Annotated in this window: 24 protein-coding genes and 1 pseudogene; 9 read left to right on the top strand and 16 right to left on the bottom strand. The window is 62.5% G+C overall.

Annotated elements, in window-relative coordinates; genetic code table 11:
* The first annotated feature begins 113 nt into the window (after positions 1–113).
* The 3 genes from ACP7E3_RS10120 (at position 114) to ACP7E3_RS10110 (ending at position 2,036) form a co-directional block, all read left to right on the top strand.
* Positions 114–1,082, top strand: coding sequence for a polyprenyl synthetase family protein (locus tag ACP7E3_RS10120; protein WP_017847747.1), 969 nt, complete (start codon positions 114–116; stop codon positions 1,080–1,082).
* A gap of 196 nt (positions 1,083–1,278) precedes the next feature.
* The gene (locus tag ACP7E3_RS10115; RefSeq protein ID WP_017847746.1) at positions 1,279–1,620 is read left to right on the top strand and encodes a zinc ribbon domain-containing protein YjdM; all 342 of its coding nucleotides are present in this window, start codon (positions 1,279–1,281) and stop codon (positions 1,618–1,620) included.
* A gap of 158 nt (positions 1,621–1,778) precedes the next feature.
* On the top strand, positions 1,779–2,036 hold the full coding sequence (locus ACP7E3_RS10110; protein WP_003194088.1) for a hypothetical protein: 258 nt from the start codon (positions 1,779–1,781) through the stop codon (positions 2,034–2,036).
* A 135-nt stretch (positions 2,037–2,171) separates the two neighbouring features.
* Here the strand turns inward: ACP7E3_RS10110 and ACP7E3_RS10105 are convergent, their stop codons facing one another.
* The gene (locus ACP7E3_RS10105) at positions 2,172–2,789 is read right to left on the bottom strand and encodes an FKBP-type peptidyl-prolyl cis-trans isomerase (RefSeq protein ID WP_017847745.1); all 618 of its coding nucleotides are present in this window, start codon (positions 2,787–2,789) and stop codon (positions 2,172–2,174) included.
* 84 nt (positions 2,790–2,873) lie between these two features.
* Here ACP7E3_RS10105 and ACP7E3_RS10100 point away from each other — a divergent pair.
* Together ACP7E3_RS10100 and ACP7E3_RS10095 are read left to right on the top strand one after the other, a co-directional pair.
* Positions 2,874–4,133 (top strand): annotated as a pseudogene (locus tag ACP7E3_RS10100) (methyl-accepting chemotaxis protein); the annotation flags it as partial.
* Positions 4,125–4,988, top strand: a complete 864-nt coding sequence (locus tag ACP7E3_RS10095) for a methyl-accepting chemotaxis protein (protein ID WP_372340286.1) — start codon at positions 4,125–4,127, stop codon at positions 4,986–4,988. The pseudogene ACP7E3_RS10100 and the gene ACP7E3_RS10095, both read left to right, overlap by 9 nt.
* A 605-nt stretch (positions 4,989–5,593) precedes the next feature.
* Here the strand turns inward: ACP7E3_RS10095 and ACP7E3_RS10090 are convergent.
* Genes ACP7E3_RS10090 through ACP7E3_RS10075 form a run of 4 tightly spaced genes read right to left on the bottom strand, consistent with a single transcriptional unit; the run spans position 5,594 to position 9,679 of the window.
* Complete coding sequence (locus ACP7E3_RS10090) at positions 5,594–5,962, bottom strand: glyoxalase superfamily protein (RefSeq protein ID WP_017847743.1); 369 nt, start codon at positions 5,960–5,962, stop codon at positions 5,594–5,596.
* 29 nt (positions 5,963–5,991) lie between these two features.
* Positions 5,992–7,455 (bottom strand): N-acyl-D-amino-acid deacylase family protein, encoded by a 1,464-nt coding sequence (locus ACP7E3_RS10085; RefSeq protein ID WP_426123025.1) that lies wholly within the window; start codon positions 7,453–7,455, stop codon positions 5,992–5,994.
* A 1-nt stretch (position 7,456) separates the two neighbouring features.
* Positions 7,457–8,317, bottom strand: coding sequence for a MurR/RpiR family transcriptional regulator (locus tag ACP7E3_RS10080; protein WP_426123023.1), 861 nt, complete (start codon positions 8,315–8,317; stop codon positions 7,457–7,459).
* A 12-nt stretch (positions 8,318–8,329) separates the two neighbouring features.
* Complete coding sequence (locus ACP7E3_RS10075; protein ID WP_198718519.1) at positions 8,330–9,679, bottom strand: gluconate:H+ symporter; 1,350 nt, start codon at positions 9,677–9,679, stop codon at positions 8,330–8,332.
* Between the two features lie 248 nt (positions 9,680–9,927).
* Here ACP7E3_RS10075 and ACP7E3_RS10070 point away from each other — a divergent pair, with 248 nt between their 5' ends.
* Complete coding sequence (locus tag ACP7E3_RS10070) at positions 9,928–10,308, top strand: lysozyme inhibitor LprI family protein (protein ID WP_017847739.1); 381 nt, start codon at positions 9,928–9,930, stop codon at positions 10,306–10,308.
* A gap of 132 nt (positions 10,309–10,440) precedes the next feature.
* Here ACP7E3_RS10070 and ACP7E3_RS10065 read toward each other — a convergent pair whose 3' ends face one another.
* The 5 genes from ACP7E3_RS10065 to ACP7E3_RS10045 form a co-directional block, all read right to left on the bottom strand.
* Positions 10,441–11,886 (bottom strand): SulP family inorganic anion transporter, encoded by a 1,446-nt coding sequence (locus ACP7E3_RS10065; RefSeq protein ID WP_046382084.1) that lies wholly within the window; start codon positions 11,884–11,886, stop codon positions 10,441–10,443.
* Between the two features lie 215 nt (positions 11,887–12,101).
* Positions 12,102–12,995, bottom strand: coding sequence for an NAD-dependent epimerase/dehydratase family protein (locus ACP7E3_RS10060; protein ID WP_426123020.1), 894 nt, complete (start codon positions 12,993–12,995; stop codon positions 12,102–12,104).
* Positions 12,996–13,098: 103 nt separating this feature from the next.
* Entirely contained in the window at positions 13,099–13,995 is an 897-nt protein-coding gene (locus ACP7E3_RS10055) for a LysR family transcriptional regulator (RefSeq protein WP_017847736.1), read from the bottom strand.
* A 30-nt stretch (positions 13,996–14,025) separates the two neighbouring features.
* A complete protein-coding gene (locus tag ACP7E3_RS10050; RefSeq protein ID WP_046382082.1) occupies positions 14,026–14,616 on the bottom strand; it encodes an NAD(P)H-dependent oxidoreductase in 591 nt (196 codons plus the stop codon).
* A gap of 124 nt (positions 14,617–14,740) precedes the next feature.
* Positions 14,741–15,505, bottom strand: a complete 765-nt coding sequence (locus tag ACP7E3_RS10045; RefSeq protein WP_169881793.1) for a sulfite exporter TauE/SafE family protein — start codon at positions 15,503–15,505, stop codon at positions 14,741–14,743.
* 184 nt (positions 15,506–15,689) lie between these two features.
* On the opposite strand from ACP7E3_RS10045, the gene ACP7E3_RS10040 reads away from it, so the two are divergent.
* Positions 15,690–16,586, top strand: a complete 897-nt coding sequence (locus tag ACP7E3_RS10040) for a LysR substrate-binding domain-containing protein (RefSeq protein WP_426123017.1) — start codon at positions 15,690–15,692, stop codon at positions 16,584–16,586.
* Here ACP7E3_RS10040 and ACP7E3_RS10035 read toward each other — a convergent pair.
* On the bottom strand, positions 16,532–17,938 hold the full coding sequence (locus ACP7E3_RS10035; RefSeq protein ID WP_426123015.1) for an amino acid permease: 1,407 nt from the start codon (positions 17,936–17,938) through the stop codon (positions 16,532–16,534). The two genes, ACP7E3_RS10040 and ACP7E3_RS10035, sit on opposite strands and share 55 nt — an antisense overlap.
* Positions 17,939–18,348: 410 nt before the next feature.
* Positions 18,349–19,599: a kynureninase gene (gene kynU, locus ACP7E3_RS10030; protein ID WP_017849465.1), complete on the bottom strand. Its 1,251-nt coding sequence runs from the start codon at positions 19,597–19,599 to the stop codon at positions 18,349–18,351.
* Between the two features lie 144 nt (positions 19,600–19,743).
* On the opposite strand from kynU, the gene ACP7E3_RS10025 reads away from it, so the two are divergent.
* The gene (locus ACP7E3_RS10025) at positions 19,744–20,217 is read left to right on the top strand and encodes an Lrp/AsnC family transcriptional regulator (RefSeq protein WP_017849466.1); all 474 of its coding nucleotides are present in this window, start codon (positions 19,744–19,746) and stop codon (positions 20,215–20,217) included.
* Between the two features lie 127 nt (positions 20,218–20,344).
* Here the strand turns inward: ACP7E3_RS10025 and catA are convergent, their stop codons facing one another.
* Genes catA through ACP7E3_RS10010 form a run of 3 tightly spaced genes read right to left on the bottom strand, consistent with a single transcriptional unit; the run spans position 20,345 to position 22,746 of the window.
* Positions 20,345–21,274: a catechol 1,2-dioxygenase gene (catA, locus tag ACP7E3_RS10020; RefSeq protein ID WP_201021536.1), complete on the bottom strand. Its 930-nt coding sequence runs from the start codon at positions 21,272–21,274 to the stop codon at positions 20,345–20,347.
* Positions 21,275–21,315: 41 nt separating this feature from the next.
* Positions 21,316–21,606 carry a muconolactone Delta-isomerase gene (catC, locus tag ACP7E3_RS10015; protein WP_017849468.1) on the bottom strand — a complete coding sequence of 97 codons (291 nt, stop codon included), beginning with the start codon at positions 21,604–21,606 and terminating at the stop codon, positions 21,316–21,318.
* A gap of 12 nt (positions 21,607–21,618) precedes the next feature.
* Positions 21,619–22,746: a muconate cycloisomerase family protein gene (locus ACP7E3_RS10010; protein WP_102618620.1), complete on the bottom strand. Its 1,128-nt coding sequence runs from the start codon at positions 22,744–22,746 to the stop codon at positions 21,619–21,621.
* Between the two features lie 114 nt (positions 22,747–22,860).
* On the opposite strand from ACP7E3_RS10010, the gene ACP7E3_RS10005 reads away from it, so the two are divergent.
* A complete protein-coding gene (locus ACP7E3_RS10005) occupies positions 22,861–23,736 on the top strand; it encodes a LysR family transcriptional regulator (RefSeq protein WP_411220591.1) in 876 nt (291 codons plus the stop codon).
* A 133-nt stretch (positions 23,737–23,869) separates the two neighbouring features.
* On the opposite strand, the gene ACP7E3_RS10000 is transcribed toward ACP7E3_RS10005, so the two are convergent.
* Entirely contained in the window at positions 23,870–24,862 is a 993-nt protein-coding gene (locus tag ACP7E3_RS10000; RefSeq protein ID WP_046382074.1) for an AraC family transcriptional regulator, read from the bottom strand.
* Between the last annotated feature and the right edge of the window lie 300 nt (positions 24,863–25,162).

The raw sequence follows: 25,162 nt of genomic DNA, 5'->3' as shown, positions 1-25,162 counted from the left end.
GCGCGATTGTACGCAAGGCGCGGATACGTTGCAAGAGGCCGTCTATCGCGCCTTGACACTGCGGGGTCAGGGTCCTAGCATGCCGCGCAACCCTTCTGGAGCGACTGTCGCTGATGCAACCCCAAGCTTTCTACCGCGCGGTCGCGGACGATTTTAGCGCCGTCGACGGCATCATCAAGCAGCAGCTGACGTCTAAAGTGCCGCTGGTCTCCAAAATTGGCGACTACATTACGTCGGCGGGCGGTAAACGCCTGCGTCCTTTATTAGTGTTGCTGTGCGGCAAGGCCCTGGGCCGCGAAGGCGATGACCTGCGCCTGCTGGCCGCCACCATCGAGTTCCTGCACACCGCGACCCTGCTGCACGACGACGTGGTCGACATGTCCGGCATGCGCCGTGGTCGCGAGACCGCCAACGCGATGTGGGGCAACGCCCCGAGCGTGCTGGTCGGCGACTTCCTGTACTCGCGCTCGTTCGAAATGATGGTCGAACTGGGCTCGATGCCAGTGATGAAGATTCTTTCACAGGCCACGCGCATCATCGCCGAAGGCGAAGTGTTGCAGTTGTCGAAGGTGCGTGACGCCAGCACCACCGAAGAAACCTACATGGAAGTGATTCGCGGCAAAACCGCGATGCTCTTCGAAGCCTCGACCCACAGCGCCGCCGCCCTGTGCCAAGCCACGGCCGAGCAGGCCGAAGCCCTGCGCACCTTCGGCGACCACCTGGGCGTGGCGTTCCAACTGGTGGACGACCTGCTCGACTACCGTGGCGACGCCGAGACCCTGGGCAAGAACGTCGGCGACGACCTGGCCGAGGGCAAGCCGACCTTGCCGCTGATCTACACCATGCGCGAAGGCACGCCGGAACAGGCGGCCCTGGTACGCAAGGCGATCCAGAAAGGCGGGATCGAAGACCTGGAAAGCATCCGCGCCGCCGTGGAAGCCTCCGGCGCCCTGGACTACACCGCCCACCTGGCGCGTGACTACGTGGCCCGTGCGATCAAGTGCCTGGACGCCCTCCCCGCCAGCGAATACCGGGACGCCCTGGTCGAGCTGAGCGAGTTCGCGGTCGCGCGCACGCACTAGAAATACCAAATGTGGGAGGGGGCTTGCCCCCGATAGCGGTGGATCAGTCAACTTATGCTTAGACTGAAATACCGCCATCGGGGGCAAGCCCCCTCCCACATTTAGTTTGTATTACCAATCCAAGACCGCGCCCTGTCTTCCTACAATTCCCTATATAATGTGCGACTTTAGCCATCCTGACCTTTAAGGAGCTTTAGTGAGCACGTTGCCACCCTGCCCGAAATGCAATTCCGAATTCACCTACGAAGACGGCGCCCAACTGATCTGCCCGGAATGCGCCCATGAGTGGTCCGCCACTGGCGAGGCCGAAGTGGCCAGCGATGAAACCGTGAAGAAAGACTCTGTAGGCAACGTCCTGCAGGACGGCGACACCATCACCGTGATCAAAGACCTCAAGGTCAAGGGCACCTCCCTGGTGGTCAAGGTCGGCACCAAGGTCAAGAACATCCGCCTGTGCGACGGCGACCACGATATCGACTGCAAGATCGACGGTATCGGCCCGATGAAACTCAAGTCCGAGTTCGTCCGCAAGGTCTGATCCTGCTGCTTCCATCCCGCGCCCGCCGCGGGATGGCGTTTCGCCCTGGCTGTTGATCCCTCGCACGACCCACGCAGAAAAATCCGCAAACCGCCAATAGGCACTTGCTATTCTACGAATAAGAATTATTCTCATTGAAACCCATCAAGGAGAACGACATGACTTATTTGATAGATGCCTGGCTGGACCGCCCACACCCTTACCTGCGCATCCTCCATCGGGAAACCGGGGAAGTCTGTGCGGTGCTGGAGGAAGAAGCGCTGAACGAACTGCAGGACCAGGGCGACCTGGACGTGAATGGCCTGAGTTCCAGTGAACCCGGTGTACTGAAGGAAGTGGTGCGCAACCTGTTTCTGTTCTGCTATGCCCGAGCATTGCGCCCGGCGACGGAACTCAATGGCAAGTTTCACCCATGAGCGACCGCGCAAAACCCTGTAGGAGCGAGCTTGCTCGCGAAGAACGCACAAGCAACGCGTTCATCCAGGATGCTCGCGTCATCGTTGACGTTTGTCGCAAGCAAGCTCGTTCCTACAGGTAATCAAAAGCAGGTCTTACAGAACGTCGAGCAGCTCGACGTCGAATACCAGAACGCTGTGCGGCGGAATGCTGCCAACGCCTTGAGCGCCGTAAGCCAGTTCGCTCGGCACGAACAGGCGCCATTTGCTGCCGGCATTCATCAGTTGCAGGGCTTCGGTCCAGCCGGCGATCACGCCGCCAACCGGGAATTCCGCAGGCTGGCCGCGCTCGTAGGAGCTGTCGAACACCGTGCCGTCGATCAGGGTGCCGTGGTAGTGAGTACGCACTTGGTCTTCACGGGTCGGCTTGGCGCCTTCACCGGCAGTCAGCACTTCGAATTGCAGGCCGGAAGCCAGAGTGGTGATGCCGTCACGCTTGGCGTTTTCCGCCAGGAACGCCAGGCCCTCGCCTGCAGCCGCTTCCGCCTTGGCAGCCGCTTCGGCTTGCATGATTTCGCGGATGACCTTGAAGCTCGCGGCCATTTGCTCTTGATCAACACGGCTTGGCTTGCCGGCGAACGCGTCGGTCAGGCCGGCCAGGATTGCGTCCAGGCTCACGCCCGGTGGCGGGTTGTCGCGCAGTTGGTCGCCCAACTGACGGCCGATACCGTAGCTGACGCGGGTTTCGTCGGTGGACAGATTAACTTCGGACATGAAGAGGCTCCGCTGTAGGGCAGCGCTGAAAACACGGTTTTCCCGCACCGCCCAGAACTAAAAGGGCCAGCAGACTAGCACAGAATGCGCGTGCGGAATGAGCCCCGCCCACGTCATGCCTGCCTGGCGCCGATGCTCGGTGATGCAGGGCCCCGTACATCGCGCGGACTAATTAATCGTTTCAGTTTCCCCTGCGCCCGCCGATATGGCCTAAACACCTTGGCTGGCTCAAACAACAACACCGTCCAGCAGACAAACATCATTTTTGCGGAGCACTCGATGAACAGCTGGTTCGGTAACATCAGCGTCAACCTCAAACTGGGCCTGGGCTTCGGCCTGGTGCTTGTCCTCACCTCGATCCTGGCGCTGACCGGCTGGACCAGCCTCGGCGGCCTGATCGACCGTAGCAACTGGATGAGCGACATCACCCAGCTCAACGCCTCCCTGACCAAGCTGCGCATCGTGCGCCTGCAATACATGCTGGCCAACGGCGATGAAAGCGTGGCGCAGAACGTACAAACCAGCCTGGATGCCTTCGCCGCCCAGCAGCAAACACTCCTGGACAGCTTCAAGAGCCCGGACAACGTCAAACTGCTCAACGAGCAGAAAGCCGTCATCACGGCGTATCAGCAATCGCTGAACAAAATGCGTGAGGCCTACCGTACCGGCAATGCTGCGCGCCAGGTCATGGGCGATAAGGCCGACATCGCCAACGCCCAGATCGACGCACTGGACAGCAGTGTGCAGCAGACGCCCGACAACCCCGAGCGCTTCACCCAGTACCAGGCCGTGACTCATGCCAAACAAGAGTTCCAGTTGGCCCGCTACGAAGTGCGCGGCTACACCGGCAACGTCAACGCCGACACCGAAGCCCGCGCCGCCGCCCAGATCGAAAAAGCCATCAACGGCTTGAAAGGCCTCGGCGCGGCGTTCGGCGGCAGCCAACAGGTCGCGCTCAGCGCCCTGGAAAGCGCGCTCGGCGCCTATCGCAGTGCAGTGCAGAACTACAAGGCGGCTAACGCCAATATCGTCGCCGCGCGCGCCGAAATGACCACCCAAGGGGCGGATATCGTCACCATCAGCGATAAGCTCTACGACATCCAGCTCGCCCGCCGCGACGCCGAAAGCGCCCAAGCCCGCAGCCTGCAATTGATCAGCACGCTGCTCGCGTTACTGGTCGGCATCGTCGCGGCACTGGTGATCACCCGCCAGATCACACGCCCGATCCAGGAAACCCTGGCCGTGGTCGAACGCATTGCCTCCGGCGACCTGAGCCACAATATCCAGGTCACCCGCCGCGATGAGCTGGGCGTACTGCAACAAGGCATCCAGCGCATGGGCACGACCCTGCGCGAGTTGATCAGCGGTATTCGCGATGGCGTAACCCAGATCGCCAGCGCCGCCGAAGAGTTGTCGGCCGTGACCGAACAAACCAGCGCCGGGGTGAACAGCCAGAAGATCGAAACCGATCAAGTCGCCACCGCCATGCACGAAATGACCGCCACCGTGCAGGAAGTCGCACGCAACGCCGAGCAAGCCTCCCGGGCCGCTGCCGATGCCGATGGCCAAGCCCGCGCAGGCGACAAGGTGGTGGCCGAAGCCATCGCCCAGATCGAACGCCTGGCCGCCGAAGTGGCGCGCTCCACCGACGCCATGAGCCATCTGCAACAAGAGAGCAACAAAATCGGCAGCGTGATGGACGTGATCAAGGCCGTGGCCGAGCAGACCAACCTGCTCGCGCTCAACGCCGCGATTGAAGCAGCGCGTGCCGGTGAAGCCGGTCGCGGCTTTGCCGTCGTCGCCGACGAAGTGCGTGGCCTGGCCCAGCGCACGCAGAAATCCACCGAAGAAATCGAAGGCCTGGTGGCCGGCTTGCAGAACGGCACCCAGCAGGTGGCCGCGGTGATGAACAACAGCCGCAGCCTCACCGACAGCAGCGTCGAACTGACGCGCAAGGCCGGCGTATCCCTGGAAAACATCACCCGCACGGTGTCGAACATCCAGTCGATGAACCAGCAGATCGCAGCGGCAGCCGAAGAGCAAAGCGCCGTGGCCGAAGAAATCAGCCGCAGCATCATCAACGTGCGTGACGTGTCGGAACAGACCGCCACCGCGAGTGACGAGACGGCCAAGTCGAGTGTGGAACTGGCGCGCTTGGGCAGCCAGTTGCAGCAGATGGTCAGCCACTTCCGGGTGTAAAAACCAAAAAGCCGCCTCGGTCTGCACCGGGGCGGCTCCACTTCTCAGACCTTAGCGGTCATCGAAGCTGTCTCGCAGGAATGTCCATGCGTGATAAACACGCAAGGCATTCATGACGAGGTTCCACGCACGTCGTGCAAACTTAGACATACTCGGCCCTCCATGAGTTGGGCCTTACCTCCAGCGCACTTACCGGAACATGTGAGCCTTTGGATGCACGTCAGTGCTCCTGTGAGGCGGCTGGGTTTATGGTCCTCTTGCATGAATCCGGCACGGATTACTAGCCCGTGGCAGTCGGTCCAAAATTTGCGCGCGAACCCAGCCAACCTACCTCACGATGAACGCAGAACGAGGGCGATACTAGCTCAGTCCCCTACGCCAAGGTGTGACAAGCAACGGCCAATTCCCCTTAAAAGTTGTTGCTGTTTTTTGCGGGGCTCAAGTAAAAGACCACCTATCGTCAGGCCTTGCATAAAGCCCCGAAGCGGCAGTAGTATCGCCAACACGTCAGTGCTTCCTGTGAGATCGCAACCCCAGCCGCAAACCGGGTTTGCACAAAAAAACCGCCCTACTAAGGCGGTTTTTTATTGCCTGCGATTTACCCCTCAGCCCTCGCCTTCCTCGACAAACACCAGCCGATTGCCAAACGGATCGTGGATGCTCATCTCCCGCGAACCCCAGGGCATTTCTTCAACGCCTGGCTTGGCAAAACGATAGTCCTTGCCCTGCAATTGCTGCTGATAGGCGTCTACACCCTGCGCCTGAATCCGCACCGCCGCACCCGGCGATGCATCGCCATGGTGCTCGGACAAATGCAGCACGCACTCACCCAACGACACCTGCAGGTACAACGGAAAATTCGCCTCGAAGCGATGCTGCCAATCGACCTTGAACCCAAGGAAGTCGACATAAAACTCCAACGCCTTGGCCTCGTCGAAAATCCGCAGGATGGGGGTGACTTTTCCTAAGTGCATGGCAACCGCTCCGTGTGTAAGAGCGCCCACTATAGAGTCGAAAACCCAGCCCGCAAATCCCCACTGCGCGCCAGGAACCGCCCCGGCCGCTGACCATTCGGCTGCCCGTCGCTGTAGCTCAACACGCCGTTGACCCACACGCCATCAATCCCTTCTGCCGCCTGCTGCGGCGCCTTGAAATCCGCCACATCGCGCACGCGCAGCGGATCGAACAGCACCAAGTCGGCCCAGTGCCCTACACAGATTTCGCCCCGCTCCGACAAGCCGAATCGCGCCGCCGACAAGCCGGTCATCTTATGCACCGCCGTGTGCAGCGGGAACAGCCCGACGTCCCGACTGAAGTGGCCCAACACCCGTGGAAACGCGCCCCACAAGCGCGGATGCGGGAACGGATCTTCGGGCAACCCATCCGACCCGACCATCGACAGCGGATGCGCGAGGATACGGCGCACATCCGCTTCGTCCATGCCGTAATACACCGCCCCCGCCGGTTGCAGGCGACGGGCCGCGTCCATCAGCGAAACATCCCACTCGGCGGCGATCGCCTGCAAGTCGCGCCCGCCCATTTCCGGGTGCGCTGTCGACCAGGTGATGGTGATGCGAAATGCATCGGTGACTTGCTTGAGATCCAGGGTCGAAGAACTCGCCGCATAGGGGTAACAATCACACCCCACCGGATGGGTTTTCGCCGCCTGCTCCAGCGCCGCCAACAGCTGCGGACTACGCCCCCAGTTACCCGCACCGGCACATTTGAGGTGGGAAATGATCACCGGCACCTGAGCATGCCGACCGATCAGAAACGCCTCGTCCATGGCCGCCAGCACCGGCTCGAACTCACTGCGCAGATGGGTGGTGTACACCGCGCCGAACGCCGTCAGTTCTTCGCTCAGTTGCAGCACTTCATCGGTCTCGGCATTGAACGCGCTGGCGTAGGCCAGGCCGGTGGATAAGCCAAGGGCGCCATCCTCCAGGCTTTCGCGCAACTGCGCGCGCATCGCGGCGATTTCATCGAAAGTGGCGCTGCGATGCAGGTCGTCCATATGGTTGCTGCGCAGCGCCGTGTGGCCGATCAGCGCCGCGACGTTGACCGCCGGCTGGGCGCGTTCCACGGCGGCGCGGTAATCGGCAAAACGCGGATAGGTGAACGCTTCACGCGGGCCCAGCAGGTTCATCGGGTCCGGCGGCTCACCGCGCAAACTCACCGGCGAGGCGCTGATGCCGCAGTTGCCGACAATCACCGTGGTCACCCCCTGGCTGAGCTTGGGCAGCATCTGCGGCTGACGGATCACCACCGTGTCATCGTGGGTGTGTACATCGATAAACCCCGGCGCCAACACCCGGCCGCGGGCGTCGATCACCTGCGTGGCCAGCGCGGCCGACAAGTCGCCGATCGCCTCGATACGCCCGTCGCGCAGCCCCACATCGGCGACATACCCAGGCGTGTTGCGGCCATCCATGACCAGCGCCTGGCGGATCAGCGTGTCGTACTGCATATCAGTCTCCCAGTGGCAGGCTGTCGGGCCCACCGCGATAGTCGTCGAGGGCCAGCTTGATGCGGCGCAGGCGTTCCTGGTTGTCGTCCGGCATGGCCAGCGCCAGCTCGGTGGCGAGCAGGTCGATGGCCAGCAGCATGCCGTAGCGCGCCGCCGTGGGTTTGTAGATGAAGCTGGTTTCGGCCGGTTGCAGCGCCAGCACCACATCCGCCAGCCCGGCCAGGGGTGAAGCGGCCAGGGTGATGGCGACGATGGGCGTGTCGTAGTTGCGCGCCAGGGCCACCACGTCCAGCAACTCCGGGGTGAGGCCGCTGAGCGAACAGACGATCAGCGCCTGCTCGGGCCCCAGCGTCGCCGCCGTGACGCGCATCATCACCGGGTCATGGCAGGCGGCAATCGGATAGCCCAGGCGCACCAGACGCACTTGCAACTCCTCGCTGCACAGGCTCGACGGGCCGCCCATGCCGAACGCGTGGATCATCCGCGCCTTGCCCAGCAGGCTGACCGCATCGACGAAGCCGGCCTGATCGAACCCCGACAGGTGCCGGCGCAACGTCGCTTCGATATCGCCGAGAATCTGCCGATGAAACCCCGACTGCTCAGGCTTGCCCGCCGGGTCGAGGAAGCGGCTGCCCACGCCACTGGCCTGGGCCAGTTGCAGGCGCAAGTCGCGCAAATCCCGGCACCCGACGCTGCGCGCAAACCGCGACAACGTGGCGGTGCTGACCTCGGCGCGTTGGGACAACGCCTCCAGGCTGGCCGACGCGGCAAAGCCCACGTCATCGAGCATCAGCTTGGCGATACGCCCTTCGCCGGCACTGAAAGACGCCTGGCGGGCGCGGATCTGGTAGAGGATGTCCATGGAGGCTCCGGGTTACAGGACGCAGGACAGACCATACGTCAGACCGAAGGCGACCAGCGAAATCAGGGTCTCCAACACGGTCCAGGTCTTGAAGGTCTGGATCACAGTCATATTGAAGTATTCCTTGATCAGCCAGAAGCCGCCGTCGTTGACGTGGGAAAAGATCACCGAACCCGCCCCGGTCGCCAGCACCAGCAATTCAGGGTGTGGATAACCCAGGCCCAGCGCAACCGGCGCAACCACCCCGGAAGCGGTGGTCATGGCCACGGTGGCCGAGCCGGTGGCGATACGCATCAACGCGGCGAACAACCAGCCCATCACCAGCGGCGACAGGTTGAACGCGTGGGCCAGGCCGAGGATTTCGTTGGTCACGCCGGCGTCCACCAGAATCCGGTTCAACCCGCCGCCCGCGCCCACCAGCAAGGTGATACTCGCGGTCGGCGCCAGGCATTCGTTGGTGAACTTGAGGATCGACTCGCGGTTGAAACCCTGCGCCAGGCCGAGGGTCCAGAAACTCACCAGGGTCGCCACCAGCAGCGCGATCACCGAGTTGCCGATAAACAACAGGAACTGGTTGAAACCGCTGCCGGGCGTGGAAATCAGATTGGCCCAGCCGCCGATCATCATCAGCACCACCGGTAACAGAATGGTGCCCATGGTCAGGGCGAAACTCGGCAAACGGCTGCGTGGCTCGCGCTCGATGAACTGGCGCTCCAGCGGGTTTTCCGCCGGCAGGTGAATGCGCGGCACGATGAACTTGGCGTACAGCGGGCCGGCGATGATCGCCGTGGGAATGCCGATCAAAATCGCATAGAGCACGGTCTGCCCGACCGAGGCGTTATACGCCAGCACCGCCATCATCGCCGCTGGGTGCGGCGGCACCAGCGCATGCACCACCGACAGGCCGGCAACCATCGGCAAGCCGACCATCAGGATCGACACCCCCACACGCCGCGCCACGGTAAAGGCGATCGGCACCAGCAACACAAAACCGACCTCGAAAAACAGCGGCAGCCCCACCAGAAAGGCAATGCACACCATCGCCCAATGGGCGTTGCGCTCGCCGAACCGGTTGATCAGCGTGCGCGCCACCTGCTCGGCGCCGCCGGATTCAGCCATCATCTTGCCGAGCATGGTGCCCAGCGCGACCACCAGGGCGATATGCCCCAGGGTTTTGCCGACGCCCGCTTCGTAAGAGCCCATGATGGTGTCCGCCGGCATCCCGGCCATCAGCGCCAGGCCGATGGACACCAGGGTGATGACGATAAACGGGTTGAGTCGGTAACGTGCAATCAGCACGATCAAAGCAATGATGGCGATGGCGGCGTATGCCAATAGCCCGAAGCCCGGTGATGCGGCCATGCGGTACTCCTCGGAAAGGGTCACGTCGAATTGGTTGTGAAACTCATAAATCATTACCGAGGAGCATTTTCAATTTTTATGAAAGTAATTTTCGCCCACAGATAAGCGCTGTCGCGTTGGGACATGCCCAACGGCCGCGCATGAAAATTCGGGGGGTGTTCTTACATCAAATTCAGAAAAGACCGGAAACTCAACGCGCACGCTTGAGTCTTAAAATGCGCCCCCACGAACATCCAGGACACTCGATCATGACCCGCACCTCTCTCACCGCCTGCGCCCTGCTGCTCGCCCTGTGCGGCAGCGCGTCGGCCGCCGACAACGCCGCACTGAAGAAATGCATGGACAGCGCCAACACGACCGTGGACATGGTCAAGTGCAACACCCAGCAGGCCAAGGTGCAGGACAAACGCCTGAACACCGCCTACCAGACCGCCCTCGCCGCCCAGGAAGGCGCGCGCAAGCAGCAATTGCAGGACGTGCAGCGCCTGTGGATCAAATACCGCGACGCCAATTGCGCCTTTGCCGGCAGTGCCACCGGCGGCAGCATCGATCAGGTCAACGGCTCCGCCTGTGTGCTGGACATGACCCAGACCCGCGCCCAGGAACTGGAAGACCTGGTCGGGCCGTAATGAATGAAAACCCTCGCCCTCCCGTAGGAGCGAACTTGCTCGCGAAAATCGTCAACGATGACGCGTGTTGCCTGGATAGACGTGGCGCTCTCGGGTTTTTCGCGAGCAAGCTCGCTCCTACAGGGGTTGCGGTCAGTCGTGATGGACCTTGGCGCGCTTGAGCAGCTTCTTGCAGCGCTCGGACAAATGCAGCACGCGCAGATGCTTGCCGGCCTTGCTGTAACGCTCGCGCAAGGTCATCAGCGCGGCAATCGCGGAGTAGTCGACAACGCTCAGGTGGCGGCAATCCAGCGTCACCGCGGCCGGGTCGTTGGCCGGGTCGAATTGATTCAAAAACGGCGTGGTCGAGGCAAAGAACAACGTGCCATGCACGCGGTAGAGTTTGCTGCCGTCCGCTTCCAGATATTCATCGGCGTACAGTTCACGCGCCTGTTGCCAGGCGAAGTTCAGCGCCGCGATCACGATCCCGCAGAGCACCGCCGTGGCCAGGTCGGTGAACACGGTGATCACGGTCACCGCAATGATCACCAGCACGTCATTGAGCGGCACCTTGTTGATCACCCGCAGCGACGCCCAGGCGAAGGTCTGCTGCGACACCACGAACATCACCCCGACCAGCGCCGCCAGCGGGATGCGCTCGATCAGCGGTGACAGAAACAGAATGAACAACAGGATCATCACCCCAGCCAAGACCCCGGACAAACGCCCGCGCCCGCCGGAGCTGAGGTTGATCACGGTTTGCCCGATCATCGCGCAACCGCCCATGCCGCCGAACAGGCCCGAGACCATATTCGCCGCGCCCAGGGCCATGCTTTCGCGGTCGGGGTAGCCGCGGCTCTCGGTGATTTCGTCGGTGAGGTTGAGGGTCAACAGGGTTTCCAGCAGGCCGACCATTGCCATCAGAAACGCGTAGGGCGCGATGATGCCGAGGGTATCCAGGCTCCAGGGGATCTGCGGCAGTGCGAAGCTCGGCAGGCCACCGGCGATGTGGGCCATGTCGCCCAGCGTGCGCGTCGGCAAGCCCAGCAGGTACACCGCCAGGCCCACGCCGAGGATCGCCACCAGGGCGGGCGGCACGGCACGGGTCAGGCGCGGCAACAGGTAGACAATGGCCATGGTCACCAGCACCAGGCCGCTCATCACATACAGCGGCGTGCCGCTGAGCCAGGTATCACCGCTCTTGAAATGCTCCAACTGCGCCAGGGCGATGATGATCGCCAGGCCGTTGACGAACCCCAGCATCACCGGGTGCGGCACCATCCGCACCAGCTTGCCCAGGCGCAGCAGGCCGAAGACCAGCATGATCAGCCCGCCCAGCAGCACCGTCGCGAGCAAATACTCCACCCCGTGTTGCACCACCAGCGCGACGATCACCACCGCCATCGACCCTGCGGCGCCAGAGACCATCCCCGGCCGCCCGCCGAACAATGCCGTGAGGGTGCAGATGATGAACGCGCCGTAGAGCCCCATCAGCGGGTTGAGATGCGCCACCAGGGCAAAGGCGATGCACTCGGGCAGCAAGGCAAAAGACGTGGTGAGGCCGGCCAGGGCGTCGGCGCGAAGACGGGTGAGGTTCATGAGGTACCGGGCATTGCGGGGAATAAGGCAGGGAATGGTACGGAAATGCGGGCGGTGGGGCCAGTGAAGCGTCAGGGCAGATTGACCGGGATGCCCCGTTCGCGGGCAAGCCCACTCCCATGGTTTGATCGGTGCACCCGTTATCGAGGTGTGAACACCGTCAAATGTGGGAGTGGGCTTGCCCGCGAAGGGTGCACCACGGTCTCACGCCGACATCAGACCATTTCGCGGCGAATCCACTCCACCACCGATGTGCGCTTGGGCGCCCACCCCAACAATTCACGGGCATGCTTGCCGCGCACCCGGCTGTTGGAACCCAGGCCGTAGTTGGCCATTTCATAGCCCCATTCGGCTTCTGCGGCGGCCAACGGCCAGTCCTGCGGCTTGCCCAGGTTCAGGGCTTCGGCGATGGCGGTGGTCATGTCGATGAACGCCGCTTCACCGCTTTCCACGAAGTAGAACGTGCCCGGCACATTCTTCTCCAGCGCCAGCAGATAGAGCGCGACCACGTCCTCGATATGCACATTGGACCAGATGTTCTGCCCCGTGCCGACATGGCGCACCACCCCGCTCTTGCGCGCCTGCTTGAGCAAGCGCGGCAGTTGCACGCTGTCGCGCTTCACGCCCAGGCTGTGGCCGTAGATCAGGGTGTTGCAGATCACCGCCGAGTTCACCCCGTCTTGGGCGGCTGCCAGGATCAGGTTGTCGATGGCGACACGTGCGGCCTTGTCGACGGTCGGTTCCGGCAGGTGGTCTTCGACGTAGATGACATCGCTGGCCTTGCCGCCCGATGCATCGCCGACGATGCTCGAACCACTGGTGTGCAGGAACGGTTTGTTCGAACCTTTCAAGGCGGCCAACAGCGTTTCCACCGCCGCGCGATGGTCGCTGCTGGCGGCGTTGATCACCGCGTCGGCCTGCCTGGCCTGTTCGGTCAACACCGCACGGTCATCCAGGGTGCCGATGACCGGGGTGATGCCCAGGGCCGTCATCTCGGCGGCTTGCTCGGCGCTGCGCACCAGGCCCGTCACATGGTGGCCGGCCTTGACCAGGCCGGTGGCGATGGAGCCGCCGATAAATCCGGCGGCGCCGGTAACGAATACGTTCATGGAGGTCTCTCCTGACTGAGTAAGTGATGGGCCCAGTATCAAGCCCCCATCCCTGGCGAATAAGACCGTGTTGCCCAATTCAATCTTGCGCGCAGGTCACGAATCAGCAGGCGTACCGCGCCAGCTTGGCCTGGATAAAGTCCAGGAAGCATTGGATGCGCAAGGCCAGTTGCGAGTTGCGGTAAAACACCGCGTGGATCGGCTGGCGATAACCGCTGTTGAAGGCTTCCAGCAGCGGCACCAGGCGCCCGGCGTCGATGTCGTCGCTGGTCATGAAGTTCGACAGGCAGCCAATGCCCTGCCCTTCGAGCGCCAGTTGGCGCACGGTTTCACCGCTGGACGCGGCAATGCCGGGCTCGATCAGCCAGCGGTCACCCGCCACGTGGCGCAACGGCCAGTGGTTGAGCGTCTCGGTCTGGGTGAAGCCGAGCAAGGTGTGCTCGGCCAACTCGGCGACCGTGGTCGGCGTGCCGTACTGCTTGAGGTAAGCGGGGCTGGCGAGGATATGCAGCGGGGTGCAGCCCAGGGACCGCGCATGCAGGGTGGAATCGGCCAGCGCGCCGATGCGAATCGCAATGTCGGTGCTCTGCTCCAACAGGTCGATGATCAAGTCATCGCTGTTCAACTCCAGCTGGATCTCTGGGTACAGCCCGCGAAACTCGGCGATGTACGGCACGATCCCATGCAGCATGAACGGCACCGCGGCGTTGATGCGCAAGCGCCCCGCCGGTTTCTTCTGGCGCGACGACAAGCGCTCCTCCAGATCATCCATCTGCGCCAGGATCACCTTGGCCTGTTCGAAGAAGTACTTGCCCTCCTCGGTCAGGTCCATGCGCCGCGTGGTGCGGTTGATCAGCGTGGTGTCGAGCTTGGCTTCCAGGCGCGACAAGGTGCGGCTGACCGCCGACGGCGTCTGCCCGACCTGCTCCGCCGCCGCCGAAATCGAGCCGCACTCAATCACGTTGACGAAGATCTGTAGCTCATCGGATCGGGCTTTCACAGGCTGTCCTCTTTCTCGGTTCAGCGCAGCTTACACCGAGAGGTCGAACACCTGCGCCAGATGCTGCTCGTAGCGCGCCACATCGGCGTCGATGGCCGGGCGCTTCATGACGTCCACGCAGAGGAACGTCGGCAAGGCCGTCATGCCGAGGAACTCATTGGCCTTGTGAAACGCGAAGTACACCGCGTCCACGCCTTTGCCTTCAAAGAAATCGCTCGGGTCGTCGAAGGCTTGCTGCGGGGCGTTCCAGGTCAGCGACAACATGTATTGCTTGCCGTGGATCAGGCCGCCGCTGCCGTATTTCTGCGAGGCGTCGGAACGGGTACGGCCATCGCTGGCGTAGAGGCTGCCGTGGCCTTCGGTGAAGACTTCGTCGATGTACTTCTTCACGATCCACGGCGCGCCCATCCACCAGCCGGGCATCTGGTAGATGATCACGTCGGCCCAGAGGAATTTGGCGACTTCTTCGGCGACGTCGTAGCCTTCATCGATATGCGTGACCTTGACGTCGATACCGCCACGGTCGAGCACAGCCACGGCGGCGTCATGCAGGGTGCTGTTGTAGCGACCGTCGGAGTGGGCGAATTTTTTACCGCCGTTGAGCAGCAGGACTTTTTTCATGGAGGGAGCGCCTTGAGATTAAAAATGTCTGAAGGCAGGGTATCGATGTGCCTTGCGCGGAATAAGCCTTGGCGCGGCAAAATACATTTGACTAAAAGTCACGAATCAAACTCTATTGTTGCCTTTATCCACTGATCAACAGATGCGCGCCCAACAGCGCCATGCCGATAAAAAACACCCGCTTGAACAACACGGCACTGATCCGTTGGCGCAACGCCTGCCCCAGCCACATGCCCAACAAGGCCGGCGCCAGCGCCAACAACGAGGCATTGATCTCGCCGCCGCCGAGGCTGCCGCTCCAGGCCAACCCGGCCGCCAGCGCCAGTGTCGACACGCTGAACGACAGCCCCAACGCCTGCACCAACTGATCGCGATTCAACCCCAGCGCTTGCAGATACGGCACCGCCGGAATCACGAAGACGCCGGTGGCCGCGGTGATCAGGCCGGTGACCAGCCCACACACCGGCGCCAACCAACGCTCGGTCGCGGGCGTCACCTTGAATGCGGGCAGGAACAGCCCACTCAACGCATACACCAGCAAGGCCGCGCCCAACGCGCGCACCACCCCGGCGCCACTGCCCATTCCCAGCCACAGCGTGCCCAACCCGGTGCCGAGGACAATCAACAGCAACAGCGGCCACAAGCGCTTGAGCAACACGCTCAAGTGGCCGCCGAAGGCCAGTTGCCAAAGGTTGGTCACCGTCGAAGGGATGATCAGCAACGCCGCAGCCTGCGCCGGCAACATAGCCAGGCCGAGCAAGCCCATGGCGACGGTGGGCAGGCCCAGGCCGATCACACCTTTGACGGTGCCGGCCAGCAGGAAGGTGCCGATCACCAGCAGGGTCAGGGCGGGGCCGAGGTTTTGGTAGAACGCGAGGAAGGTTGTCATCGGCCGAGTGTGGGGCTTTTCGCTGGGCGCGAAAATTCACCATATACTGAGGCAGCCTCTTGTTTTGCATGAGGCTGATGCCGCCATCGCGGGCAAGCCCCCTCCCACTGTTGAAATGCATTCCAAGTGTGGGAGCGGGCTTGCTCGCGATAGCGCCAGTCCAGCGAAAGGAAATCTTCCAGCCATGCACTTTGACCTGATCGACCTGCGCCTCTACCTGCACGTCCTCGATGCCGGCAACATCACCGCCGGCGCTGGCCGCAGCCACTTGTCCCTGGCCGCCGCCAGCGCGCGCATCCGCGCGATGGAAGCTGCGCTCGGGGTTGAATGCCTTGAACGCGGCCGCCGTGGCGTCACGCCGACGGCTGCGGGCCAGGCCTTGGCGCGTCATGCCCGGCTGTTGCTGCAACAGGCCGAGCACCTGCAACAGGACCTGGCGGAATACGCCAACGGCGTCAAAGGCCAGGTGCGCCTGCTGTGCAACACCACCGCCCTCAGCGAATACCTGCCGGAACTGCTGGCGGATTTCCTGCGCGACCACCCCAACCTGGACATCGACCTGCAGGAACTGCCCAGCCTGCGCATCACCCAGGCCTTGCGCCAGGGCACCGCAGACCTCGGGATCATCTCCGACGCGGTGGACACCCACGGCTTGCAGACCCTGGCGTTTCGCGACGATCCGCTGGTGCTGGTCATGCCGCTGGAGCATCCGTTGGCGGCAAGTACGGTGAGTTTTATCGACAGTCTGCATTACGACTATGTGGGCCTGGCCGCCCACAGCGCGCTGGCGGTGTACCTGGAAGAACAGGCGTTGCACGCGGGGTTTCGCTTGCACACGCGGATCCGCGCCGAGGGTTTTGACGGCGTGCTGCGCATGGTCGCACGCGGTGCGGGCCTGGGGATCGTGCCCCAGGCGGCGCTGGCGCGCTGGCCGTGGGCGCAGCGCGTCAAGGCCCAGCCGTTGCGAGAAGCTTGGGCCTGTCGAACGCTGCTGTTATGCGCGCGCTCGTTCGAACACCTGCCGGGTTATGCCAAGGCCTTGCTCGACGCCTTGGCCCTGCCCTTGCGGAAAAACCCGTAATACACCGCCGACAGAATCAGCAGGAACGGCACGCCGAACACCAAGGTCATCTTGAACGCATCGGTGAAATACGTAGTGATCATCACCGCGCCCATCAGCACCAGGCCCAGCAGCGTGCTGTAGGGAAACAGGCGCAGCTGGAACGACAACTTCGCCCCACCATGACGCTTGCGATAACGGCGGAAGAACAGGTGCGTCAGGAAGATCATGAACCAGGTGAAGATCGCGCCGAACATCGAGATCGCCATCATCAGCGTGAACGAGCTTTCCGGGTAGACCACGTTAAGCAAGGTCGCCAGGCCGATGCCCGAGCTGGACAGCAACAAGGCGTTCAGCGGGATGCCGCTCTTGCTCAACGCACCCATGGACGCGGGCGCAAAGCCGGCGCGGGACAGGCTGAACATCATGCGTGTGGTGATGTAGAGCTGGCTGTTCATCGCTGACAGCGCCGCGATCAGGATCACGAAATTCATCACCCCGGTGGCGCCGGGAATGCCGAGGGTCTGCATCACTGTGACGAACGGGCTCTGCGTCTGCCCGGCCTGGTTCCACGGCACGATGGCCAGCATCAGCGCCAGGGTCAGCAGGTAAAACACCACCAGGCGCACGATGGTCGCGCGAAAGGCTTTCTTCACCGCCTGCTCCGGGTCGGCCGCTTCACCGGCGGCGACGGCGATCATCTCTACGCTCAAGTAGCTGAAGATCGAGACGATCACTGCGATCCACATACCGCTCAAGCCATGCGGGAAAAAGCCGTCGTGGGCCGTGTAGTTCTGCACCCCGTACTGCGGGTTGCCGGAGCCGAACACCACGTACACCGCGAGGAGGATGAAACCGACGATGGCGCTGATCTTGATCGTCGAAAACCAGTATTCGAAGTTGCCGAAGGTTTTCACGCTGATGGCATTGAGCAGGATCAGCACGCTGGAGAACGACACGATCCACACCCACTCCGGCACGTTGGCGAACCAGTACTTCATGTACATCGCCACCGCCGTGACCTCGGCGCCCACCGCCAGCACAATCGCCGCCCAATAGGCGTAGCGCACCAGGAACCCGGCCAGCGGGCTAATGTAGAACTCGGCGTAGGCCCCGAAGGAGCCGGAGGTGGAATGGGCCACCGTCATCTCCGCCAGGCAGCCCATCAGCAGCAAGGTGATCAACGCTCCAATGGCGTAACTCAGCAGCACGCTGGGCCCGGCATAACCGATGGCATAGGCGCTGCCCATGAACAGCCCGGTGCCGATGGCGCCACCGATGGCGATCATGCTCATCTGGCCGGAAGTGAGCTGGCGCCTCAGGCCCAGTTCGCGGTGGGTGATTTCTGCAAAGCCGTCGTTTGGCGTGGTCACGTGGTGTGCCCCTTATTGTTGTGATTGCACGATTTGTCTGTTGCCGCAGATCCCCTGTGGGAGGGGGCTTGCTGGTGATAGCAGTCTTTCAGTTGATACCTAGGTGACTGATCCGCCGCCATCGGGGGCAAGCCCCCTCCCACATTGAGCCTGCGTCAGGCACTCAGTGGATGAACACTGCAGACCCCATATAGCAGTCTTTCAGTCGATACCTCGGTGACTGATCCGCCGCCATCGGGGGCAAGCCCCCTCCCACATTGAGCCTGCGTCAGGCACTCAGTGGATGAACACCGCAGACCCCATGTGGGAGGGGGCTTGCCCCCGATGGCGGTGTGTCGGTCGCCGGATTCACACGCTGATACAGCGCTATCGGGAGCAAGCTCCCTCCCCCCATTGTTGTCTGTGTTTATTCAAGTGACGCTGTTACGGACCTTGAATTGCGCCTGGTCCCAGGTGCGGTTGTCGAGGATCTCACCGAGGATTTCCACGGCGTCCCACACTTCGGTAAAGCAGGTGTACAGCGGCGTAAAACCAAAACGCATGATGCGCGGCTCGCGGTAGTCGCCAATCACTCCACGGGCAATCAGTGCCTGGATCACCGCATAACCTTCAGGGTGTTCAAAACTCACATGGCTGCCGCGTCTGGCGTGCTCGCGCGGGGTGATCAACACCAGGCCATGGGCGGCGCAGCGGGCTTCGACCAATGCGATAAACAGGTCGGTCAAGGCCAGGGATTTACTGCGCAGGCTGGCCATGTCGGTCTGTTCGAAAATCTCCAGGCCGCACTCCACCATGGCCAGCGAGGTGATCGGCTGGGTGCCGCACAGGTAACGGGCGATGCCGGCACTCGGTGCATAACGCGTCTCCATGGCGAACTGCCGGGTATGCCCGAACCAGCCCGACAACGGCTGGCGCACCACGTCCACCAGCGCCGGGTTGACCCACACGAACGCCTGGGAACCAGGGCCGCCATTGAGGTATTTGTAGGTGCAACCGATCGCATAATCGGCGCCGGCCCGATGCAGGTCGATGGGCACCGCACCTGCCGAATGCGCCAGGTCCCAGAGGCTCAGCGCGCCGCACTCGTGGCTCAACGTGGTGAGCGCGTGCATGTCGTACATGTAGCCGGTCTTGTAGTTGACGTGGGTGAGCATCACCACCGCCACGTCCGGGTCGATGGCCTGGGGCAGTTCGTCCGGGCTGTTGACCAGGCGCAGCGAATAGCCCTGTTGCAGCAGTTCGGCGAGGCCTTCGGCGATGTACAGGTCGGTGGGGAAGTTGCTCGCTTCGCTGACGATCACCTTGCGCTGCGGCGCGCGTTGGCGCTGCACGCTCAAGGCGGCGCTGAGCACCTTGAACAGGTTGATGGAAGTGGTATCGGTGATCACCACTTCGCCCTCCCCCGCGCCGATCAACGGTGCCAGGCGATTGCCCAGGCGCTGGGACAAGTCCGCCCAACCCGCGCTGTTCCAGCTGCGAATCAAGCCATTGCCCCACTCCTCGGCGATCACCTGCTGCGCCCGCGCAAGCGCGGCCACCGGACGTGCGCCGAGGGAGTTGCCGTCGAGGTAGATCACCCCCTGCGGCAAGGCGAACTGGTGACGCAGCGGCGCCAACCGGTCCTGGTCGTCAAGGGCTTGGCAATGGCTTCGAGTGATCATGGGCTGTCCTGGTTTTTATAAGTGAAGATGCCGTAAATAATGAGCGAAGTTTTAGAGAATTTTCGTGCAAAGTTGTGGGCAACAGGCTAATTAAGCTGTAGGAAATTCGAAGTTCAACCGAAAACACGCGGATTTATTCTAAGCATGATTCTCGACGCCACCGACCTGCGCCTCCTGCATTTCCTGCAACAGGACGGCCGTATCAGCAACCAGGAACTCGCGGAAAAAGTCGCGCTGTCGCCCTCCGCCTGCCTGCGCCGTCTGCGCCTGTTGGAAAGCGAAGGCATCATCAGCGGCTATCGGGCGGTGTTGAATGCCGAGCGGTTGGGGATCGAACTCGAGGCCATCGTCCACCTATCGGTGCGCCAGGACGTGGAGGACTGGCACGAGACGTTTATCCAGAAGGTGCAAGGCTGGCCGGAAGTGGCCAGCGCCTACGTGATCACCGGCGCCAGCAACTACGTGCTGCGGGTGCAGGCGCGCAACCTCAAGCACTTTTCGGACTTTATCGTGAACCACCTGAACCGCACGGCGGGGGTGATGGATATCCGTTCGGAGATCGTGTTGCAGAAGATCAAGGATCGCGATGAAGTGTTGGACCTGGTGCTGCGCAAATAGTCAGCCACACCACAAAACAATGTGGGAGGGTGGCTTGCCCCCGATAGCCGTGTGTCAGTCACTTAAATGCTTACTGATCCGCCGCTATCGGGAGCAAGCTCCCTCCCACATTTTTTGACCGCGTTGATCAATCTTCCAATGCACGCACGCGCTGCATGCGCTTTTGCTCCAGCGGCGCATCGGCAAGCTGCACCTCGAAGTCAAAATCGATCTGCGCAAAACGCCCTTCCACACCCAGTTCCCGCGCCAGGTGCTGATCGTCGCTGAAGCGAATTTCGGCAATCAATTCATCCCGTGTCGCGTAGGCAAAATCATCGTGCAGGTACGGGTCGTCCGACAGGTTGATCTGCGTGGTCAGGTGCCGATGCCCCGGCGCCGAGATGAAGAAGTGAATATGCGCCGGCCGCTGCCCGTGGCGTCCCAGTTGATCGAGCAACTGCTGGGTCGGCCCGGTCGGCGGGCAGCCATAACCCGACGGCACGATGCTGCGAAAACGGAAGTTGCCGTGGGCATCGGTCTCGATGCGGCGGCGCAGGTTGAATTCCGACTGCGCGGTGTCGAACCAGGAGTAAGTGCCGCCGGTATTGGCCTGCCACACATCGACAATCGCCCCGGCCAACGGTTTGCCCTGCGTGTCCCGTACCTGGCCGCGCATGAACAGCGGCACGCCCGGGTCCTGGCCGTCGTCCAGGCGCGCTTCGTATTTCGACAGCGGCGCCCCCGCCACATACAGCGGGCCTTCGATGGTGCGCGGGGTGCCGCCGGTTTTGCCGGTTTCTTCGTCGGCGGCGTCCATCAACAGGTCCAGGTAATGCTCCAGGCCAAGCCCGGCGGCGAGCAAACCGGCTTCCTGGTGTTGACCCAATTCGTTGAGGTAGTTGACCGCCGCCCAGAACTCTTCGGGGGTGACTTCCAGGTCTTCGATGATGTTCACCGTGTCCCGCAGGATCCGGTAGATCAGCGTCTTGGTGCGCGGGTTGCCGCTTTCGCTGCGGTGGCCGCTGGCTTCTTCGAGAAACTGTTGGGCATGGGCAGTCTGGGACAGTCGGATGGACATGGTGCAATCCTCATCTTGTAATTATTGGGGATAAAACAGGCTCAGCGGTCGTCCGCGTGGATCGACGACGGGTGCCGGCACAGCGCATTCACTTCGATGGCCATGTAGGGATAAAGCGGCAGTTGCATCAGCAGGTCGTGCAGTTCCTGCACGCTGTCGACATCGAACACGCTGTAGTTGGCGTAGAGCCCGGCGATGCGCCACAGATGGCGCCATTTGCCCTCTTGCTGCAGGCGCTGCGCCAGGGCTTTTTCGTCGGCCTTGAGGCTGGCGGCACGTTCGGGGTTCATGTCGACGGGCAGGTGTACGCTCATTTTTACGTGGAACAACATGGCAGGCGCCTCTTAGTGGTTGTCACGACGGAAGAACGCCAGGCGCTCTTCATCGATGGCCAGGCCCAGGCCCGGTGCGGTGCTGACATGCAGCTGGAAATCGCGGTACACCAGCGGCTCGGTGAGGATGTCTTCGGTGAGCAGCAGCGGGCCGAACAGCTCGGTGCCCCACGCCAGTGTGTCCAGGGTGAGAAACGCATGGGCCGAGGCCAGGGTGCCGAGGCCGCCTTCGAGCATGGTGCCGCCGTATAGGCCGATCCCGGCCGCTTCGGCAATCGCGGCCGTGCGCAACACCGCGCGCGGGCCACCGTTCTTGGCGATCTTGAGGGCGAACACCGAAGCCGCGCCTTCGCGGGCCAGGTTGAAGGCGTCCTCGACACATTCGATGGATTCGTCGGCCATGATCGGCGCCGGGCTCGACAGCTGAAGCCGGGCCATGCCAGCGCGGTTGTTGCGCGAGATCGGCTGTTCGATCAGGTCGATAGCGTTGTCGCCGAGCACCTTGCAGGCGCGCAGGGCAACGGCTTCATCCCAGGCCTGGTTGACATCGACGCGCACGCTGGCGCGCTCGCCCAGGGCTTTTTTGATCGCTATCACATGGGCCAGGTCGGCACTGACCTCACCGGCGCCGATCTTCAATTTGAAGACGCGGTGACGGCGCAGGTCGAGCATCTTCTCGGCTTCGGCAATGTCCTGCTCGGTGTTGCCGCTGGCCAGGGTCCAGGCCACCGGCAACGCATCGCGCACGCGGCCGCCGAGCAGTTCGCTGACCGGCAGGTGCAGGCGTTTGCCCAGCGCATCGAGCAACGCGCTTTCGATGGCGGACTTGGCGAAGGTGTTGCCGCGAATGCTGCGCGCCAGGCGCAACATGGCGGCATTGATGTTGTTCGCGTCCTGGCCGATCAGCAGCGGGGCGAAGTGGCGGTCGATGTTGATCTTGATGCTGTCGGGGCTTTCGTTGCCGTAGCTCAGGCCGCCGATGGTGGTGGCTTCGCCGAGGCCTTCGATGCCGTCGGCGCAACGCAGGCGGACGATCACCAGGGTCTGGTTCTGCATCGTGTGCATCGCCAGCTTGTGCGGGCGGATAGTGGGGAGGTCGACGATGATGGTTTCGATCGACTCGATGGCACAAATCGGCATGGCTATACCCGTTGGGTTCTTTATAGATTTGAGCCGATTCTGTGCCGCATTTTTCGTGGCTTCCAATATAGAATTGGTCTCGCACAATACCTTCAAGGTATCAAAGGAGCTGTCATGGAACTGCGACATCTGCGCTATTTCCAGGTGCTGGGCGAAACCCTCAACTTCACCCGCGCCGCCGAACGCCTGCACATCGCCCAGCCGCCGTTGAGCCGGCAGATCCAGCAATTGGAGGATGAATTGGGCGTGATACTGCTCGAGCGCGGCCGACCGCTGCGGCTGACCGAGGCCGGGCGGTTTTTCTATGAACACGCCACTGTGCTGCTGGAGCAGTTGGGCAAAGTCTGCGACACCACCCGGCGTATCGGCCAGGGCGAGAAGACCTGGCTGGGCATCGGCTTTGCGCCGTCGACCTTGTATGGCGTGCTGCCCGAGCTGATTCGGCGGCTGCGCAACCACGACGCGCTGGAACTGGAACTGGGGCTGTCGGAAATGACCACCCTGCAGCAGGTTGAAGCGCTCAAGGCCGGGCGGATCGACGTGGGCTTCGGGCGGATTCGCATCGATGACCCGGCCATCGTCCAGCGGGTGCTGGTCGAGGACCGTCTGGTTGCGGTGTTGCCCGCCGGCCACGCCTTGCTGGGCGCGCCCGCCACCCTCGCCCAATTGGCCGCCGAGCCGTTTGTGCTGTACCCCGGCAACCCGCGGCCCAGTTATGCCGACCATGTGATCGCGCTGTTCGACGCCCACGGATTGAGCCTCAAGGTGGCGCAGTGGACCAACGAGTTGCAGACCGCCATCGGCCTGGTCGGCGCGGGCATGGGCGTGACGCTGGTGCCGGCGTCGGTGCAGGTGCTGCATCGCGCGGACATCGGCTACACGCCGGTGGTGGAAGCCACCGCGACCTCGCCGATTATTCTCAGCCAGCGGGTGAATGATCAGTCGCCGGGGCTGAATCATTGTTTGCAGTTGGTTGAAGAACTGATCTGAAATCTCCCAGGCACTGCAAATCTAATGTGGGAGGGGGCTTGCCCCCGATAGCGGTGTGACAGCCCACACATCTACTGACTGACACACCGCCATCGGGGGCAAGCCCCCTCCTACATTTGATCTGCGGTGTTTTTTAGACAGTGCGCAGGCGCTTGCGCTGCAAAGTTTGGCTCGGCGACTCATCGAACAGCTTGCGATACTCCGCCGAGAACCGCCCCAGGTGGGTGAAGCCCCAGCCCAGGGCAATCTCGGAGATGGTGCGGGTGGAGCCGTGTTCGAGGATCTCCTGGCGCACCGCCCCCAGCCGATACTTTTTCAGGTAAGCCATCGGCGACAGCGCGAAGTATTTGCGAAACGCATCGAACAGCTTGAACCGCGAGACCCCGGCGGCGGCTTCCAGGTCTTCCAGATGCACCGCTTCGCGGGCGTTGTCGTGAATGTGCTGGCGGGCGCGGATCAAGTAGTGCGGCAGCTTCACGCCAAGCACGTCGCGCAATTCCTCTGAATAATTATTCGGCTGGGCAAGGATCAGGCCCTTGATCAACGAGCTTTCCAGGTCGCGGGTAAACGCCGCCTGCTCGTACAACTCGCTGCTGCGCGCAAGCTCTGCGATGAAATAACGCGCCATGCGCCACCACGAGGCCGGGGCGCCGTCCACCGCGTCCATCACCGGTTCGAAACGCAGCGGCGCCTCGATCGGCCGTTGCAGCAAGCCTTCCAGCGACTCGCTCATCGCCGCCCGCGTAATCACCACCTGCAACTTGCGGCAATCGCCGGAAATCGCCAGCACCTGGTGCTCGTTGGGCGAGATGATCACGCCTTGATCGCGGTTGGAACTCAAGCGCTCGCCGTTCTTGCTCAACTCCTGCTCGCCCACCAGAGGCAGGCTCAGGCTGTAGCTGCTGAAGTGTTCGGCGTCCTCGATGTCGATGGTCACGTCGGTGCCGTATTCGATCACGCCCAAGGTGGTGGCGCGGGACTTGAACACGTTGGCGCTGTGATGGAAACGCAGGCGTTCGGGCGTGGCCGTCGCCAGGCGGTGCGGCCCGCAGATGCCGGACATCCAGCTGCGGGCGCCCTCCAGGTCGAAGCGTTCGATACGGATATCGCGTGTATGGCTACTCATCAGGCTGCACCCACGGCGGTTAGGCGGTTGCGCGCTCTGGCGGCGCGTCGTGACAGATCGACAGCAAGTTCTGCGCCACGGCGGCAGTCTCACTGCTGGGTGGATAACAACGCTCGACTATGTGGATAAACCACCGACTTCTGCGCGCACCGCCCTGCATGACAGTAGCGCATCGCGTCACCGCCCTGCACCGGCGTGGGTATTTCATGCCCAACTATCCGGCCCGCCTTCGCCCATTAAGCGGATAGCTTGCCGTCTCGGCGCAGTCGCTTAATGGCTGACCCGTTCAGCCATTATCAA

Origin of the sequence: Pseudomonas sp. PSPC2-3 (genome assembly GCF_049898265.1) — a bacterium.
GTDB lineage: Bacteria > Pseudomonadota > Gammaproteobacteria > Pseudomonadales > Pseudomonadaceae > Aquipseudomonas > Aquipseudomonas veronii.
This window is presented reverse-complemented; position numbering and strand designations above follow the sequence as displayed.

What these genes read in the sequence shown, in the direction of transcription:
- ACP7E3_RS10120 (WP_017847747.1), top strand. Translation starts at nt 114, where the DNA reads ATGCAACCCCAAGCTTTCTACCGCGCGGTCGCGGACGATTTTAGCGCC.
- ACP7E3_RS10110 (WP_003194088.1), top strand. Translation starts at nt 1,779, where the DNA reads ATGACTTATTTGATAGATGCCTGGCTGGACCGCCCACACCCTTACCTG.
- ACP7E3_RS10105 (WP_017847745.1), bottom strand. Translation starts at nt 2,789, where the DNA reads ATGTCCGAAGTTAATCTGTCCACCGACGAAACCCGCGTCAGCTACGGT.
- ACP7E3_RS10095 (WP_372340286.1), top strand. Translation starts at nt 4,125, where the DNA reads ATGGGCACGACCCTGCGCGAGTTGATCAGCGGTATTCGCGATGGCGTA.
- ACP7E3_RS10090 (WP_017847743.1), bottom strand. Translation starts at nt 5,962, where the DNA reads ATGCACTTAGGAAAAGTCACCCCCATCCTGCGGATTTTCGACGAGGCC.
- ACP7E3_RS10085 (WP_426123025.1), bottom strand. Translation starts at nt 7,455, where the DNA reads ATGCAGTACGACACGCTGATCCGCCAGGCGCTGGTCATGGATGGCCGC.
- ACP7E3_RS10080 (WP_426123023.1), bottom strand. Translation starts at nt 8,317, where the DNA reads ATGGACATCCTCTACCAGATCCGCGCCCGCCAGGCGTCTTTCAGTGCC.
- ACP7E3_RS10075 (WP_198718519.1), bottom strand. Translation starts at nt 9,679, where the DNA reads ATGGCCGCATCACCGGGCTTCGGGCTATTGGCATACGCCGCCATCGCC.
- ACP7E3_RS10070 (WP_017847739.1), top strand. Translation starts at nt 9,928, where the DNA reads ATGACCCGCACCTCTCTCACCGCCTGCGCCCTGCTGCTCGCCCTGTGC.
- ACP7E3_RS10065 (WP_046382084.1), bottom strand. Translation starts at nt 11,886, where the DNA reads ATGAACCTCACCCGTCTTCGCGCCGACGCCCTGGCCGGCCTCACCACG.
- ACP7E3_RS10060 (WP_426123020.1), bottom strand. Translation starts at nt 12,995, where the DNA reads ATGAACGTATTCGTTACCGGCGCCGCCGGATTTATCGGCGGCTCCATC.
- ACP7E3_RS10050 (WP_046382082.1), bottom strand. Translation starts at nt 14,616, where the DNA reads ATGAAAAAAGTCCTGCTGCTCAACGGCGGTAAAAAATTCGCCCACTCC.
- ACP7E3_RS10045 (WP_169881793.1), bottom strand. Translation starts at nt 15,505, where the DNA reads ATGACAACCTTCCTCGCGTTCTACCAAAACCTCGGCCCCGCCCTGACC.
- ACP7E3_RS10040 (WP_426123017.1), top strand. Translation starts at nt 15,690, where the DNA reads ATGCACTTTGACCTGATCGACCTGCGCCTCTACCTGCACGTCCTCGAT.
- kynU (WP_017849465.1), bottom strand. Translation starts at nt 19,599, where the DNA reads ATGATCACTCGAAGCCATTGCCAAGCCCTTGACGACCAGGACCGGTTG.
- ACP7E3_RS10025 (WP_017849466.1), top strand. Translation starts at nt 19,744, where the DNA reads ATGATTCTCGACGCCACCGACCTGCGCCTCCTGCATTTCCTGCAACAG.
- catA (WP_201021536.1), bottom strand. Translation starts at nt 21,274, where the DNA reads ATGTCCATCCGACTGTCCCAGACTGCCCATGCCCAACAGTTTCTCGAA.
- catC (WP_017849468.1), bottom strand. Translation starts at nt 21,606, where the DNA reads ATGTTGTTCCACGTAAAAATGAGCGTACACCTGCCCGTCGACATGAAC.
- ACP7E3_RS10010 (WP_102618620.1), bottom strand. Translation starts at nt 22,746, where the DNA reads ATGCCGATTTGTGCCATCGAGTCGATCGAAACCATCATCGTCGACCTC.
- ACP7E3_RS10005 (WP_411220591.1), top strand. Translation starts at nt 22,861, where the DNA reads ATGGAACTGCGACATCTGCGCTATTTCCAGGTGCTGGGCGAAACCCTC.
- ACP7E3_RS10000 (WP_046382074.1), bottom strand. Translation starts at nt 24,862, where the DNA reads ATGAGTAGCCATACACGCGATATCCGTATCGAACGCTTCGACCTGGAG.